Origin of the sequence: Kitasatospora sp. NPDC059812 (assembly GCF_042732075.1) — a bacterium.
GTDB lineage: Bacteria > Actinomycetota > Actinomycetes > Streptomycetales > Streptomycetaceae > Kitasatospora.
In genome coordinates, this window is record NZ_JBHWIO010000005.1 from 112,473 (window position 1) to 126,589 (window position 14,117).

Below are 14,117 nucleotides of genomic sequence, written 5' to 3' on the forward strand. Positions count from 1 at the left end.
CGGTGAAATGCTGACAAAGATTTCCGTGCTCTCAGCGTGGTGACGAATCGGAGGCAGTCAGGTGAGCCGAAAGAAGGAACACGCCCGCCCCCTGCCGGCCGGGCCCCGGCCGACCGGCCCCAGGACGGCCCACGGCCGGTTGCTCGTGCCCGGCGCGGTGGCCGTACTGACCGCGCTGGCGCTGGCCGGGTGCAGCAGCGGCTCCTCCTCGTCCGCCTCGCAGGCCGCGGGCTCCCCGTCGAGCTCCGGCTCGGCCAAGCCGGCCTCGTCGGCCCCCGCGCGGTCGGCCGACGGGAACCAGTTGCAGGACGACTACCAGCGGGTCATCGCCGACGTGCTGCCCTCGGTGGTGCAGATCACCACCGGCGACAGCCTCGGCTCCGGGATCGTCTACGACGACAAGGGCGACATCGTCACCAACGCCCACGTGGTGGGCACCGCGACCACCTTCACCGTCACCCTCGCCAACAGCACCAAGTCGCTGGACGCCACCCTGGTCGGCAGCTACCCCGACACCGACCTCGCGGTGATCAAGCTGAGCAGCCCGCCGAGCGGCCTCAAGCCGGCCGCCTTCGGGGACTCCGGCAAGGTCCAGCTCGGCCAGATCACCCTCGCCATGGGCAGCCCGCTCGGCCTCTCCAGCAGCGTCACCCAGGGCATCGTCTCGGCCACCGGACGGACCGTCTCCGAACCCAGGGGCGGCGGCTCGCCCGGCGCCACCATCGGCAACATGGTGCAGACCTCGGCCGCGATCAACCCGGGCAACAGCGGCGGCGCGCTGGTCAACCTGGACAGCCAGGTGATCGGCATCAACACGCTCGCGGCGACGGAGCCCGAGGCCAACGGCGCGGCCGCGCCCGGCATCGGCTTCGCCATCCCGGCGTCCACCATCACCAACATCACCGACCAGCTGATCAAGCAGGGCAAGGTCACCAACTCCGGCCGGGCCGCGCTCGGCATCACCGCCCGGACCAGCTTCAACCAGCAGTTCAAGCCCGCCGGCGCGGTCATCGTGGCGGTCACCGCGGGCGGCCCGGCCGCCTCGGCGGGGATGCAGGCCGGCGACGTGATCACCAAGATCGGGGACGCCACGGTCGACTCGCTGAACGCGCTCACCACCGCGCTCGCCTCGCTCACCCCGGGCGACAAGGCCACCGTCGCCTACACCAGGGACGGCAACAGCCGGACCGCCGACGTCACCCTCGGCGCCCTGGAGAGCCCGTAGGACCTGGCTCCGGACCCCGGCACCGCGCAAGGGTTCCGCGGACCGGCCGCCCCACCGGAGCGGCGCCGGGACCTCGTCACTTCCTCGACGAGGTCCCGGCGCCGTGCCGCGCCCCGGTTCAGCGGCGGGCGGTGCGGGTGCGCCAGGGCAGTTCGACGGTGATGCTGCTCGGGCCGCCCTCCGGGCTCTGCACCAGGAGCACCCCGTCCACCGCGCGGATCCGCTCGGTCAGCCCGGCCAGGCCGCTGCCCGGGTAGGGGGCGGCGCCGCCCTTGCCGTCGTCCTGGACCAGCACCATCAGCTGGTTGTCGGAGCGCCAGACGTCGACCGAGGCGGTGCGGGCGCCGGCGTGCTTGGAGACGTTGGTCAGCAGCTCGCTGACGGTGAAGTACGCGATGCCCTCGACCGCCGAGTCCGGGCGCTCGGCCTGGCCGTCCGGCCCCTTCAGGTCGACGTTCACCTTGACCCCACCGGGGACGGTGCAGCGGGCGGCGACCGAGGACAGGGCCGCGTCCAGGCCGCGGTCGGTGAGCACCGCCGGGTGGATGCCCCGGGCCAGGTCGCGCAGCTCCTGGAGGGCCAGCTTCACCTCGCCGTGCGCGTTGTCGACCATCTTCGTGGCGGCCACCACGTCGTCCTCGGTCTCGACCTCGCGCAGCCGCTCCTTGGCCATGCCCAGGTCCATGGCCAGCGCGACCAGGCGGGCCTGGGCGCCGTCGTGCAGGTCGCGCTCGATCCGGCGCAGGTCGGCGGCGGCGGTGTCGACCACCGTGCCGCGGTCGTCCTCCAGCTCGCGCACCCGCTCGGCCAGGGCGCCCGGGAAGAGCAGCGACTCGACCAGGATCCGGTCGACCGCCGCCAGCGCCCGGATCACCCAGGGCAGCACCGGCCACATCACGGTGACCGCGACCAGGGCCACCGTGAAGCTCAGGATGCCCCAGGGCAGCATCAGTACGTTGTAGAGCGCCGAGCGCCAGTTCAGCAGGTCGGTCAGGTGGGCGATGGTGAAGCCCACCACCCCCGGCCGGCGCTGCTGCACCGGCTCCGGCTCGTGGATCGCGGAGTCGTACGCCGCCCGGGCCCGCCAGCGGCCCAGCCCGCCCAGGGCGCGGGAGACGGCCAGCCCGCCGGCCAGCAGCGGCAGGCCGACCACGGTGATCGACATCCCCAGGCCGGCCGTGAGCGTGATGGCGGTGAGCGTGAAGCCGGCGACGCCGAGCGGCAGGTTGAGCAGCAGCTGGCCGACCTGCCGCCACATCTGCGCGCCGTACAGCGGCGAGCGGACCATCTGAGCGTCCTGCTCCTTGATGGCATCCACGGTGCGGCGGTGCAGCGGCTTCATCTGGATCTACCGTCCCTCTTGGTCGAGCTGGTGGAGCAAGCTTCCCGAACCCGGGGCGGGAGATGCCATGGGGGTGATACATCTTCCGGGACGGGGGTTATCCCTACCCCCGTCCTGGTCGTCGGGCCACTGCCCGGTGCTCGCGGGAGTGTCCACCGGACGTCTTGCGGAGCGGGCAGGGTTCGGGCGGAGCGGAGCCGTCCCCTTAGACTCACGCATTGGCCATGGTTATGACCGTGCGAGGAAACGTCGTAGAACTGCCTTGAGGGGTTGTTCACGGCCGAGGTGGAGGGCGAAGGCATGGAGGGGCAGCATGCGGCTGCCGTCGCGGCCGACCCGGCGGTCGGCGGCGGCTACTTCGACGCGTACGCCGCGATGGGCCTGCTGGCCGTCGTCGGGGTGCTCTTCGTCGCCGCGGCGTTCACGGCCAACCGCCTGCTGCGGCCGGTGGTGTACTCGCCCGAGAAACTCCTCGCCTACGAGTGCGGGGTGGACCCGGTGGGCGAGGACTGGGCGCACACCCAGATCCGCTACTACGTGTACGCCTTCCTGTACGTGATCTTCGCGGTCGACGCGATCTACCTGTTCCCGTGGGCGACGGTCTTCGCCACCGCCGGGTACGGCGCCGGAACGCTGATCGAGATGTTCCTCTTCATCGGCTTCCTCGCGGTCGGCCTGCTCTACGCCTGGAAGAAGGGCGTTCTGGAATGGACGTGACGCACACCCACTCGCACGGCGCCCAGGGCGGGCCGGTCCCACTCGGCCTCCCGGACCCGTCGCGCCCCGGCGCCGTCGAGCGCCGTGGCATCGGCCCGCTGGCCCGGCTCGCGCCCGACCCGGTCAAGGTCGTGCTCAACTGGGGCCGCCGCTACAGCCTCTGGTGCTTCAACTTCGGCCTGGCCTGCTGCGCGATCGAGTTCATCGCCGCGTCCATGGCCAAACACGACTTCATCCGGATGGGTGTCATTCCGTTCGCGCCCGGACCCCGTCAGGCCGACCTGATGATCGTCTCGGGGACGGTGACCGACAAGATGGCGCCCGCCGTCAAGCGCCTCTACGAGCAGATGCCCGAGCCGAAGTACGTCATCTCCTTCGGCGCCTGCTCCAACTCCGGCGGCCCGTACTGGGACTCCTACTCGGTGACCAAGGGCGTGGACCAGATCATCCCGGTCGACGTCTACGTGCCCGGCTGCCCGCCCCGGCCCGAGGCGCTGCTCCAGGGCATCCTCAAGCTCCAGGAGAAGATCGCCGCCGAGTCGCTGCCCGACCGCTACGCCGCGCCCGCGGCGGCGCTGCGCCGCCCGCTGGTGACGGGGCCTTCGACCGAGGGAGGGGCCTCATGACTTCCGCCGAGCAGTACGCGGCGTCGGTCGGGGAGTGGGCGACCGGCGCCGAGGCTTACGGGCTGGTCACCGTCGACGTCCCCGCCGAGCACTGGATCGAGGCGCTCACCAACGCCCGCGACACGCTCGGCCTGGGCTACTTCGACTGGCTGAGCGCCGTCGACGAACTGGCCGAGGGCTTCTCCGTGGTCGCCCACCTCGCCTCCGCCGACGCCCCGGGCGTGCTGCGCCACCTGGCGCTGCGCACCCGGGTGCCGCGGGACAAGGCCGCGCTGCCCACCGCCGTACCGGTCTACGCGGGCGCCGCCTGGCACGAGCGTGAGACCCACGAGATGTTCGGCATCGACTTCCCCGGACACCCCTACCTCGCCACCCTGCTGCTGCCGGACGGCTTCGAGGGGTACCCGCTGCGCAAGGAGTTCGTGCTCGCGGCCCGGGTCGCCAAGGCCTGGCCGGGAGCCAAGGAGCCGGGCGAGTCGGACCACGGCGACGGGCCCGCCCGGCGCAAGATGCAGCCGGCCGGGGTGCCGGACCCGAACGAGTGGGGGCCGCTGAAGGGCACCCTGCCGCCGGTCGCCGAGCGGCCCGCGCGTGGTGCGCGGGCGGCGGGCGCGGCCGGGCGGACGCCCCGGGCTGCTGGTGCTGGGGCCGGTGCTGCTGGCGCTGCTGGGGCCGGTGCTGCTGCCGGTGCCGAGGGCGCGGCGGCGGTGCGGGCGGACCGGCCTCGGCGGACCAGGACGGTGGCGGAGGGGTCGGCGAGTCAGGCGGGAGCCGAGGCTGCTGGTGCCGTTGCTCCGGACGCTGCTTCGGCTGCTGGCGAGGCTGCTGCTCCGACCGCTGGTTCGGCCGCTGCTTCGGCTGCTGGCGAGGCGGCGCCCGTGGTGCGGGCGGACCGGCCGCGTCGGGTCAGGTCGGTGTCCGACGGATCGGTCAGTCAGGCTGCGGAGGCGGCGCCCGCCGAGGCTGCCGAGGCCGCTGCGCCTGCCGAGCCGAAGGCCGAGGGCTCGGCGTCGCCGCGGACCCGGTCCTCGGACGCGCCCTGGCACAACCCGGTGCCCGCGCACGACGAGCCCGCGAAGCCCGCCGAGGCGAAGGCACCGGCCGAGCCCGCGAAGCCTGTGGAGAAGCCTGCGGAGGAGCCTGCCGAGGAGCAGTCGCCCGTCGAGCCGGCGAAGCCCGCCGCGCCCGCGGGTGAGCAGGACGAGACGACGGCCGGACCGGCCGGCCAGGACGGAGACGGCGCGTGAACCTGCTCGACACGGTGCTGCGCTGCGTCGCCACCCTGGTCGTCTTCCTCACCTTCCCGCTGGTCATCGGCCAGACCGAGCACAAGGTCATGGCGCACATGCAGGGCCGACTCGGCCCGATGTACGCGGGCGGCTTCCACGGCTGGGCGCAGCTCGTCGCGGACGGCGTGAAGTTCGCGCAGAAGGAGGACATCGTCCCGGCCGGGGCGGACCGCCGGATCTTCCAGCTGGCGCCCGCCGTCTCGCTGCTGCCGTACCTCTTCGTGCTGCTGGCGATCCCGGTCGGCCCGAACGGCTTCGTCGGCCAGGCGATCGACGCCGGCCTGTTCTTCGTGCTGGCCGTGATGGGCGTCGGCGTGATCGGCAAGCTGATGGCCGGCTGGGCCTCGGCGAACAAGTTCTCGCTGCTCGGCGGCCTGCGCACGGCCGCGCAGCTGATGTCGTACGAGCTGCCGATGGTGCTGGCGGCGGCCTCGGTGGCGATGGCCGCCGGCACGCTCTCGCTGCCCGGGATCGTGGACGCCTGGGAGTGGTACTGGCTGCCCTGGCAGCTCATCGGCGCGTTCGTGTTCTTCACGGCCGGCCTGGCCGAGCTCCAGCGCCCGCCGTTCGACATGCCGGTCGCCGACTCGGAGATCATCTTCGGCGCGTACACCGAGTACACGGGCCTGCGCTTCGCGCTGTTCCTGCTGTCCGAGTACGCGGGCATCCTGGTGGTGTCGGCGCTGACCGCGGTGCTCTTCCTGGGCGGCTGGCACGGCCCGCTGGCGGACCAGCTCGGCTGGCTCTGGATGATCCTGAAGACCTTCGCGCTGGCCTTCGTGGTCATCTGGCTGCGGGTCACCTACCCGCGTCTGCGCGAGGACCAGCTGATGCGCTTCGCGTGGACCGTGCTGATCCCGCTCGCCCTCGTCCAGCTGGCCCTGACCGGCGTCATCAAGGTGGCGATCTCATGAGTTTTCCCGGTGCCGGCCTGGCCAAGGGCCTGGCCGTGACCCTGCGGACGATGACGAAGAAGACCGTCACCGCGCAGTACCCCGACGTGCAGCCGGTGCTGCCGCCGCGTTCGCGCGGCGTCATCGCGCTGCTGGAGGAGAACTGCACGGTGTGCATGCTCTGCGCGCGCGAGTGCCCGGACTGGTGCATCTACATCGACTCCCACAAGGAGACGCTGCCGGCCGCCGAGCCGAACGCGCGGGCCCGCACCCGCAACGTGCTGGACCGGTTCGCCATCGACTTCTCGCTCTGCATGTACTGCGGGATCTGCATCGAGGTGTGCCCCTTCGACGCGCTGTTCTGGTCGCCCGAGTTCGAGTACGCCGAGACCGACATCCTGGAGCTGACCCACGAGCGGGACAAGCTCCGCGAGTGGATGTGGACCGTCCCGGCGCCGCCGGCGCTGGACCCGGCGGCCGAGGAGCCCAAGGAGATCACCACCGCGCGCAAGACGGCGGACAAGCTGGCCGCCGCCGCAGCGGCCGCAGCGGCTGCCTCGGCGGCCTCGGATGAGGGGGAGGCCCAGTGAGCGCCGCCACCCTGCTCGCGGCGACCGGCTCGCTGGAGCCGGCCGCCCGTTCGTTCCTGTCCCCGACCGGGGTGGAGATCGTCTTCCTGCTGGTCGGCATCGCCGTGCTCGGCTCGGCCGTGGTCGCCGTCAGCACCAAGCAACTGGTGCACGCCGCGCTCTGGCTGGTGGTCGCGCTGGGCGGGCTGGCGGTGGAGTTCCTGCTGCTCACCGCCGAGTTCATCGCCTGGGTGCAGGTGCTGATCTACCTCGGCTCGGTGATCGTCCTGGTGCTGTTCGGGCTGATGCTCACCAAGGCGCCGATCGGGCGCTCGCCGGACGCCGACTCCAAGAACCGCTGGGTGGCCCTGGTCGTGGCGCTCGCCTCGGCCGGGACGCTGGTGACGCTGGTCGTCGACGCCTTCCGGACCTCCTGGATCGACCTCGGCGCGGGGGGCGGCTCGGCCGCCGTCACCGGGGCGAGCCTGTTCCGCCACTGGGTGCTGCCCTTCGAGGCCCTCTCCGTGCTGCTGCTGGCGGCGCTGGTCGGCGCGATCGTGCTGTCGCGCGGGTCGACGCGGCGGGTGCCGCCGCCCCGGGCGGGCCGGCTGCGGGCCGGCCGGCCGGTGGGCTCGAACGGGACCGTCGCCGCCACCGTGCCCCGGCCGGCGCCGGAGAACCCGGCGGCCCCTGAGGCCGCGCCGTCCGCGCCGTCCGCGTCGGAGGAGAGCTGATGCACCTCGCCTACCCCGTCGTCCTCGCCGCGCTGCTGTTCAGCATCGGCGTGTACGGCGTGCTCGCCCGGCGCAACGCCGTCCTGGTCCTGATGTCCGTCGAGCTGATGCTCAACGCCGTCAACCTCAACCTGGTCGCCTTCGACACCTGGCTGCGCGACTCGCTGCACGCCGGCCAGGCGCTCACCCTGTTCACCATCACCGTCGCCGCCGCCGAGATCGGGCTGGGGCTCGCCATCGTCCTGCTGCTGTTCCGGGCCCGGGGCACCGCGGACATCGACCGGGCCACCGCGCTCGGCGATCCGGCGGAGCCGCTCGCCGAGGAGACGCCGGCCGGAGCCGAGGCGCTGAAGGGCCAGGCCGCCGCATGAACCTCGCCCTGCCCGCCCTCGTCCCCGCGCTGCCCGCACTCGGGGCCGCCGCGACCCTGGCCGTTGGCAAGAAGGCGCCCGGCCTGGCCCGGCCGCTGGCCATCGTGCCGGTCGCCGTCTCGGCCGTGCTCGCCCTGGTCGTCGCCCTCCAGCTCGGCACCGGCCAGGCGCTGGACGCCGCCACCCGGCTCACTCCGACCGGCGGCCCGGACATCGCGCTCGCCCTCCACCTGGACGGCTTCAGCTCGCTGATCTCCGTGCTGGTCGGCCTGGTCGCCACCTGCGTGCAGGTCTACTCGACCGCGTACCTCAGGAAGGACCCGCGCTACCCGTCGTACGCCGCGCTGGTCTCGTTGTTCACCGCGGCGATGTTCCTGGTGGTCTACTCGGGCGACCTGATCGTGCTGCTGGTCGGCTGGGAGGTCATGGGCATCTGCTCGTACTTCCTGATCGGCCACCACTGGGAGACCGAGGACGCCCGCTCGGCCTCGCTGAAGGCCTTCCTGGTCACCAAGCTCGGCGACGTGCCGTTCCTGTTCGGGATCTTCCTGCTCGGCGCGGACGCCGGCAGCTTCCGGATCCCCGACGTGCTGGCCGCCGCGACCGACGGGCGGCTCGGCCACCCGACGCTGATCGCCCTGCTGCTGCTCGCCGGGGTGGCCGGCAAGAGCGCGCAGTTCCCGCTGCACACCTGGCTCCCGGACGCCATGGCCGGCCCGACGCCGGTCTCCGCGCTGATCCACGCCGCCACCATGGTCGCGGCCGGCATCTACCTGGTCGCCCGGCTGCTGCCGGTGTTCCTGCTGTCGGGCGCGGCGCTGGTCGTGCTGGCCGTGATGGCCGCCGTGACGATGATCGGCTCGGCGTTCTGTGCGCTCGCCCAGGACGACCTCAAACGGGTGCTCGCCTACTCCACCGTCGGCCAGCTCGGCTACATGGCCGGGGCGCTGGCCACCGGCGACCGCGAGGCCTCCGTCTTCCACCTGGTCAGCCACGGCGCCTTCAAGGCGCTGCTGTTCCTGGCCGCCGGCGTGGTGATCCACGCCGCGCACACCAACTCGATCTCTGCGATGTCCCGGATCCCCGGGCTGCGCAAGCGCGTCCCGGACGCCTACTGGACGATGGGCATCGCGCTCGTCGCCCTGGTCGGGCTGCCGCCGTTCTCCGGCTTCTTCAGCAAGGAGGCGGTGCTGACCGCCGCCGAGCACGCCGCCAACGGCGAGGCGCTCACCAACGGGCTCGGCCCGGCCTCGGCCGTGCCGGAGGCCGCCGGGTGGATCGTACTGATCTCCGCCGGACTCACCGCGCTGCTCACCGCCGCGTACGCGACCCGGCTCTTCCTGGTCAGCTTCCACAGCCCGCAGGCTGCCGGGGCGTCGCAGGCCGCAGTGCCGCAGGCCGTGGCGTCTGCGGCCGGGCACGAGGCGGACGCGCCGTACTCGCCCGAGCTCGACGAGGCCGACCCGGCCACCGCCGAGCCGCCCGCGATGCGCTGGCCGCTCTGGGTGCTGGCGATCCCGACCATGGGCTTCGGCGTCGCCGGCCTGCGCTCGGACTGGCTGCCCGCGCTGCTGGACGGCGGCTCGCTGCGCCCCTCGGCCGTCACCGCCGTCATCGGCACCGGGCTCGCCGTGGTCGGCGTGCTCGCGGCGTACGGCGCCTGGCGCTCGGCGACCGCGCGGCTGGCCACCGGCCGCCCGGCCCCGGCCGACGCCGGCCGGGTGCCCGAGCAGGCCGGAGCTCCGATCGCCGAGGTGATCGTCGCCGACCCCGGGCGCACCCTGCTCGGCCCGCTGTTCGGCCCGGCCCGGCACGGCTTCGGCGTCGACCGGCTGTACCACGCGCTGTTCGTCCGCCCGGTGACCGCCGCCGCCCGGCTGGTCCGCTTCCTCGACCGCGAGGTCGTCGAGACCTACGTGCGTGGCAGCGGGGCCGGCGCCAACCTGCTCGGCCGGGCCGTCCGGCTCGCGCAGACCGGCAACGCGCAGACCTACCTCAGCGCGCTGCTCGCCGGCGTCGTCCTGCTGGCCGTCCTGGTGGCGGTGTAGCGGATGCCGTACCCCCTCTCCCCGGTTCTCCCGATTCCGACCGCCGCTTGTAGGAGCCCCCGATGAACGCAGTCCTCATCGCCCTCCTGGTGCTGCCGCTGCTCGGCGCCGCGCTCACCCTGGCGCCGGTGTTCGGCCGGGAGCCGGCCGCCGCCGACCGGCGGGCGCTGCGGCTGAACAGCGTCGTCACCGGCGCGGTGCTGCTGCTCACCGTCGCCCTGGCGGCCGGTTTCGACCACGACGAGCCCGCCCGGATGCAGGCCACCACCGACGTGTCCTGGATCCCGGCCCTCAACGTGCGCCTCCACCTCGGCGTGGACGGCATCTCGCTGCCGCTGATCGTGCTGACCGCACTGCTCACCTTCCTCTGCGCGCTGTACTCGGAGAAGCGGCTGCCGGGCGGGGACGGCGTGCCGTCGGCGAAGGCCTTCGTCGGGCTGTTCCTCCTCCTCGAAGTCGGCATGCTCGCCACCTTCGCGGTGCTGGACCTCCTGCTCTTCTTCCTGGCCTTCGAGATCGTGCTGATCCCGATGTACTTCCTGATCGCCCGCTGGGGGAGCGGGGCGAAGGCCCCGGCCGCCAACCGGTTCATCCTGTACACGCTGCTCGGCTCGGCCGTGATGCTGCTCGGCTTCCTGCTGATCGGCAGCAAGGCCGGCACCTTCGACATGCAGGCCCTGGCTGCCGCGCACGGCAACGGCCTGAGCCACACCACCCAGGTGATCGCCGCCCTGGCGATCATGGTCGGGCTCGCGGTCAAGGCCCCTGCCTGGCCGCTGCACAGCTGGCTCCCGGACGCGCACACCGCCGCCCCGACGGTCGGCTCGGTGCTGCTCGCCGGCGTGCTGCTGAAGATGGGCACGTACGGTCTGGTCCGCGTCCTCCTCCCGGTCGTGCCCGACGGCACCGCGACGCTCGCCCCCTACCTGGGCGCGTTCGCCGCCGTCGGCATCGTCTACGGATCACTGGCCTGTCTGGCGCTGGCCCGCCCCGGCGCCAAGGGCGACCTCAAGCGCCTGATCGCGTACTCCTCCGTCGGCCACATGGGCTTCGTGCTGCTGGGCATCGCCTCCCTCACTCCGGTGGGCGTCAACGGCGCGCTGTTCGCCAACATCGCCCACGGTCTGATCACCGGTCTGCTGTTCTTCCTCGTCGGCGCCCTCAAGGACCGCTACGGCACGGCGGACCTCGACACCCTCTCCGGTGCCACCGGCGCCGCCCTGTACGGCCGCGCCCCGCGGATCGGCGCGCTGCTCGCCTTCGCCGCCGTGGCCAGCCTCGGTCTGCCCGGCCTGGCCGGCTTCTGGGGCGAGCTGCTCGCCATGTTCGGCGCGTTCGACCCGGCCGACGGCCTGTCGCGCCCCGCGTTCGTCACCTACATGGTCCTGGCCGGTCTCGGCACCCTCCTCACCGCCGCCTACCTGCTGATCGTGGTCAAGCGCGTCTGCATGGGCGACCCCCAACAGCCCGCCCCGGTGGACCAGGTCGCCGACCTGCGCCCGTACGAGGCCGTCAGCTGGACGCCGCTGGCCGCCCTCACCCTGCTCGCCGGCCTCTGGCCCGCGCTCCTGCTCGGCCTCTCCGACCCCGCCGTCAAGCACCTCCTCGGGGGTGGCTGACCGTGCTCGGAGCCCAGATCGCCGCACTCGGACCTCACTCCACGGGGCAGCACACTGTGACCTCCCTCGCCGTAGCCAACCCGGGCAGCCTGATCCAGTCCGTGGACTGGGTGGCGATCGCGCCCCCGCTGATCGCCGCGGTGGCCGCCCTCGCCGTCCTGCTCACCGACCTGTTCCTGCCCGAGCGGCACCGGAAGTGGCTCGGCCGCCTCGCCGCGGCCGGACTTGCCCTCGCCCTCATCGCACTCCTCCCCCTCACCGGGGGATCACCCCGGGCGACCTTCTGTGTGCAGAACGTAGCAGGGGGGTCTGACACTCCAGCGACCAGCGTCTCCGCCGCGGGAGGCTGCTCGTACGTCGCCGACCACTTCGCCCTGGTGTTCCAGCTGCTCGCCCTCGGCGGCGCGCTGATCGCCGCCCTGCTCTCCGCGCACACCGTCGAGGAGGAGAAGCTGCCCGGCGGCGAGTACTGGTTCCTGCTGCTCTCCAGCGCCACCGGCGCCGCGCTGCTGCCCGCCTCCCGCGACCTCGCCACCATGGTGATCGCGCTGGAGGTCGCCTCGCTGCCCGCCTTCGCCCTGGTCGCGCTGCGCCGGGACGGCCGGGGCGCCGAGGCCGCGCTCAAGTTCTTCGTCTCCTCCGTCACCGCCACGGCCGTGATGCTGCTCGGCGTCGGCTTCGTCTACGCGGCCAGCGGCAGCCTGCACCTCGGCGCCGTCGCCCAGGGCCTGGAACACGCCCCCGGGCAGCTCAAGCCGCTGGCCGAGGCGGGCGCCGTGCTGACCCTGGTCGGGTTCGCCTTCAAGGTCGCCGCCGTCCCGTTCCACTTCTGGGTGCCCGACACCTACATCGGCGCCCCGCTGCCGGTGGCCGGCTACCTCTCGGTGGTCGGCAAGGCGGCCGGCCTGTCCGGCCTCGCGCTCGCCACCACCATCGCCTTCCGCCCGTACGCGCACACCTGGGGCCTGGCGCTCGCCGTGCTGGCCGCCGTCACCATGACGGTGGGCAACGTCGGCGCGCTGCGCCAGCGCTTCGACACCCGCTACAGCGCGGTGCGGCTGCTCGCCTGGTCGTCCGTCGGCCAGGCCGGCTACCTGCTGGTGCCGCTCGCCGCCGCCGGCTACGCGCCCACCGGGGTCGACCCGCTCGGCGCCACCGCCGCGTACGCGCTGATCTACGGCGTGGTGAACCTCGGCGCGTTCGGCGTGGTCGCGGCGGTCGGCCGCCGGGCCGGGACCAGCGTGGACGACTTCCGCGGCCTGTTCGCCCGGCGCCGCTGGACGGCCCTCGCGCTCGCCTTCTTCCTGCTCTGTCTGGCCGGGCTGCCCCCGGGCGTGATCGGCCTGTTCGGCAAGGTCGTGGTGTTCCGCGCGGCCGTCGACGCCGGGCTGGGCTGGCTGGCCGTCGTGATGGCCGCCAACGTGGTCGTCGCGCTGTACTACTACCTGCTCTGGACGACCCGGCTGTTCGCCCCGGCGCCGGGTGCCGAGGAGGGCGCCGCACCGGGCGCCGCACCGGTCGGCGAGGCCGGGGCCGAAGGCCGGCTGCCGGCCACCCTGACCGCCACGCTGGGGCTCACCGCCTCGGTGGCCGTGGTCCTCTCCTTCGCCCCGCAGCTGGTCCTCCAGGTCGCCGGCGGAAGCCTGTTCTGAGCGCGCACCCGCCCGGCCGGCCGTCGCGGTCCGGCCCGGCGGGGTGCCGCGGCGGTGTCACGCCGGTCACAAGGGAACAAGGCCCGGGCCCCCACCCGTTGACCGGGCAAGAGGGACGAGGCAGAAAGGGCTTCCCCACCGCACCATTGGAGGGCCTGACGTGCACCGCCGGCACAACGGACTGAGGACTGCCGTCCTGCTCGGCGGCCTCTCGGCGCTCATCTTGGTGATCGGCGGATTCTTCGGCCGAACCGGCTTGGTGATCGCCCTGCTGGTCGCCCTCGGCACCAACGCCTACGCCTACTGGAACAGTGACAAGCTCGCGCTGCGGGCCATGCGGGCCCGGCCGGTCAGCGAGATCGAGGCGCCGCGGCTCTACCGGATCGTCCGCGAGCTCTCCACCGCGGCCCGCCAGCCGATGCCGCGCCTCTACATCTCCCCGACCCCCGCGCCGAACGCCTTCGCCACCGGCCGCAACCCGCGCAACGCGGCCGTCTGCTGCACCGACGGCATCCTGCAGCTGCTGGACGAACGCGAGCTGCGGGGCGTGCTCGGGCACGAGCTGAGCCACGTCTACAACCGGGACATCCTGATCTCCTCGGTCGCCGGGGCGCTCGCCTCGGTGGTGATGTTCCTGGTGAACTTCGCCTGGCTGATCCCCTTCGGCCGCAGCGACGACGACGACGGGCCCGGCCTCTTCGGCATGCTCGCCATCATGATCCTCGGCCCGCTGGCGGCCGGGCTCATCCAGCTGGCCGTCAGCCGCTCCCGCGAGTACCAGGCCGATGCCGACGGCGCCCGGATCACCGGCGACCCGCTCGCCCTGGCCGGCGCCCTGCGCAAGCTCGACGCCGGCACCCGCCGGCTGCCCCTCCCGCCGGAGCCGCAGATCCAGACCGCCAGCCACATGATGATCGCCAGCCCGTTCCGCCCCGGCGAGGCCGGCGCCCGGCTCTTCTCCACCCACCCGCCGATGGCGGAGCGCATCGCCCGGCTGGAGCGGATGGCGGGCTACGGGCGCTGAGGCCTGCT

Annotated in this window: 13 protein-coding genes; 12 read left to right on the top strand and 1 reads right to left on the bottom strand. The window is 73.2% G+C overall.

Annotated elements, in window-relative coordinates:
• Positions 1 to 139: 139 nt before the first annotated feature.
• Positions 140 to 1,225, top strand: coding sequence for a S1C family serine protease (locus ACFV6D_RS04290; protein ID WP_380338176.1), 1,086 nt, complete (start codon positions 140 to 142; stop codon positions 1,223 to 1,225).
• A gap of 118 nt (positions 1,226 to 1,343) precedes the next feature.
• Here the strand turns inward: ACFV6D_RS04290 and ACFV6D_RS04295 are convergent, their stop codons facing one another.
• Entirely contained in the window at positions 1,344 to 2,513 is a 1,170-nt protein-coding gene (locus tag ACFV6D_RS04295; RefSeq protein ID WP_063351316.1) for a sensor histidine kinase, read from the bottom strand.
• Between the two features lie 354 nt (positions 2,514 to 2,867).
• Here ACFV6D_RS04295 and ACFV6D_RS04300 point away from each other — a divergent pair, with 354 nt between their 5' ends.
• The 11 genes from ACFV6D_RS04300 to htpX all read left to right on the top strand — a co-directional run bounded on the left by ACFV6D_RS04300 (position 2,868) and on the right by htpX (position 14,109).
• Complete coding sequence (locus ACFV6D_RS04300; RefSeq protein WP_063351317.1) at positions 2,868 to 3,284, top strand: NADH-quinone oxidoreductase subunit A; 417 nt, start codon at positions 2,868 to 2,870, stop codon at positions 3,282 to 3,284.
• Positions 3,275 to 3,910: an NADH-quinone oxidoreductase subunit B gene (locus ACFV6D_RS04305; protein WP_063348898.1), complete on the top strand. Its 636-nt coding sequence runs from the start codon at positions 3,275 to 3,277 to the stop codon at positions 3,908 to 3,910. The genes ACFV6D_RS04300 and ACFV6D_RS04305 overlap by 10 nt, the downstream gene beginning before the upstream one ends.
• On the top strand, positions 3,907 to 5,157 hold the full coding sequence (locus ACFV6D_RS04310) for an NADH-quinone oxidoreductase subunit C (protein ID WP_380558280.1): 1,251 nt from the start codon (positions 3,907 to 3,909) through the stop codon (positions 5,155 to 5,157). The genes ACFV6D_RS04305 and ACFV6D_RS04310 overlap by 4 nt, the downstream gene beginning before the upstream one ends.
• Positions 5,154 to 6,113: an NADH-quinone oxidoreductase subunit NuoH gene (gene nuoH, locus ACFV6D_RS04315; RefSeq protein ID WP_380558283.1), complete on the top strand. Its 960-nt coding sequence runs from the start codon at positions 5,154 to 5,156 to the stop codon at positions 6,111 to 6,113. Before ACFV6D_RS04310 ends, nuoH begins: the two co-directional genes overlap by 4 nt.
• The gene (locus ACFV6D_RS04320; RefSeq protein WP_380344090.1) at positions 6,110 to 6,682 is read left to right on the top strand and encodes a NuoI/complex I 23 kDa subunit family protein; all 573 of its coding nucleotides are present in this window, start codon (positions 6,110 to 6,112) and stop codon (positions 6,680 to 6,682) included. Before nuoH ends, ACFV6D_RS04320 begins: the two co-directional genes overlap by 4 nt.
• Positions 6,679 to 7,395 (top strand): NADH-quinone oxidoreductase subunit J, encoded by a 717-nt coding sequence (locus ACFV6D_RS04325; protein WP_380558286.1) that lies wholly within the window; start codon positions 6,679 to 6,681, stop codon positions 7,393 to 7,395. The genes ACFV6D_RS04320 and ACFV6D_RS04325 overlap by 4 nt, the downstream gene beginning before the upstream one ends.
• The gene (gene nuoK, locus ACFV6D_RS04330) at positions 7,395 to 7,766 is read left to right on the top strand and encodes an NADH-quinone oxidoreductase subunit NuoK (RefSeq protein WP_063348902.1); all 372 of its coding nucleotides are present in this window, start codon (positions 7,395 to 7,397) and stop codon (positions 7,764 to 7,766) included. Before ACFV6D_RS04325 ends, nuoK begins: the two co-directional genes overlap by 1 nt.
• Positions 7,763 to 9,814: an NADH-quinone oxidoreductase subunit L gene (locus tag ACFV6D_RS04335; protein ID WP_380558289.1), complete on the top strand. Its 2,052-nt coding sequence runs from the start codon at positions 7,763 to 7,765 to the stop codon at positions 9,812 to 9,814. Before nuoK ends, ACFV6D_RS04335 begins: the two co-directional genes overlap by 4 nt.
• A 62-nt stretch (positions 9,815 to 9,876) precedes the next feature.
• A complete protein-coding gene (locus ACFV6D_RS04340; protein WP_380375437.1) occupies positions 9,877 to 11,433 on the top strand; it encodes a NuoM family protein in 1,557 nt (518 codons plus the stop codon).
• Between the two features lie 56 nt (positions 11,434 to 11,489).
• Positions 11,490 to 13,085, top strand: a complete 1,596-nt coding sequence (locus ACFV6D_RS04345) for an NADH-quinone oxidoreductase subunit N (RefSeq protein WP_380558292.1) — start codon at positions 11,490 to 11,492, stop codon at positions 13,083 to 13,085.
• 160 nt (positions 13,086 to 13,245) lie between these two features.
• Entirely contained in the window at positions 13,246 to 14,109 is an 864-nt protein-coding gene (htpX, locus tag ACFV6D_RS04350; protein ID WP_350876984.1) for a zinc metalloprotease HtpX, read from the top strand.
• Positions 14,110 to 14,117 lie beyond the last annotated feature (8 nt).

Bases quoted from the DNA above. Each gene is read 5' to 3' on its own strand.
- ACFV6D_RS04295 (WP_063351316.1), bottom strand. From the start codon at position 2,513: ATGGTCCGCTCGCCGCTGTACGGCGCGCAGATGTGGCGGCAGGTCGGC.
- ACFV6D_RS04300 (WP_063351317.1), top strand. From the start codon at position 2,868: ATGGAGGGGCAGCATGCGGCTGCCGTCGCGGCCGACCCGGCGGTCGGC.
- ACFV6D_RS04305 (WP_063348898.1), top strand. From the start codon at position 3,275: ATGGACGTGACGCACACCCACTCGCACGGCGCCCAGGGCGGGCCGGTC.
- ACFV6D_RS04310 (WP_380558280.1), top strand. From the start codon at position 3,907: ATGACTTCCGCCGAGCAGTACGCGGCGTCGGTCGGGGAGTGGGCGACC.
- ACFV6D_RS04320 (WP_380344090.1), top strand. From the start codon at position 6,110: ATGAGTTTTCCCGGTGCCGGCCTGGCCAAGGGCCTGGCCGTGACCCTG.
- nuoK (WP_063348902.1), top strand. From the start codon at position 7,395: ATGCACCTCGCCTACCCCGTCGTCCTCGCCGCGCTGCTGTTCAGCATC.
- ACFV6D_RS04335 (WP_380558289.1), top strand. From the start codon at position 7,763: ATGAACCTCGCCCTGCCCGCCCTCGTCCCCGCGCTGCCCGCACTCGGG.
- ACFV6D_RS04340 (WP_380375437.1), top strand. From the start codon at position 9,877: ATGAACGCAGTCCTCATCGCCCTCCTGGTGCTGCCGCTGCTCGGCGCC.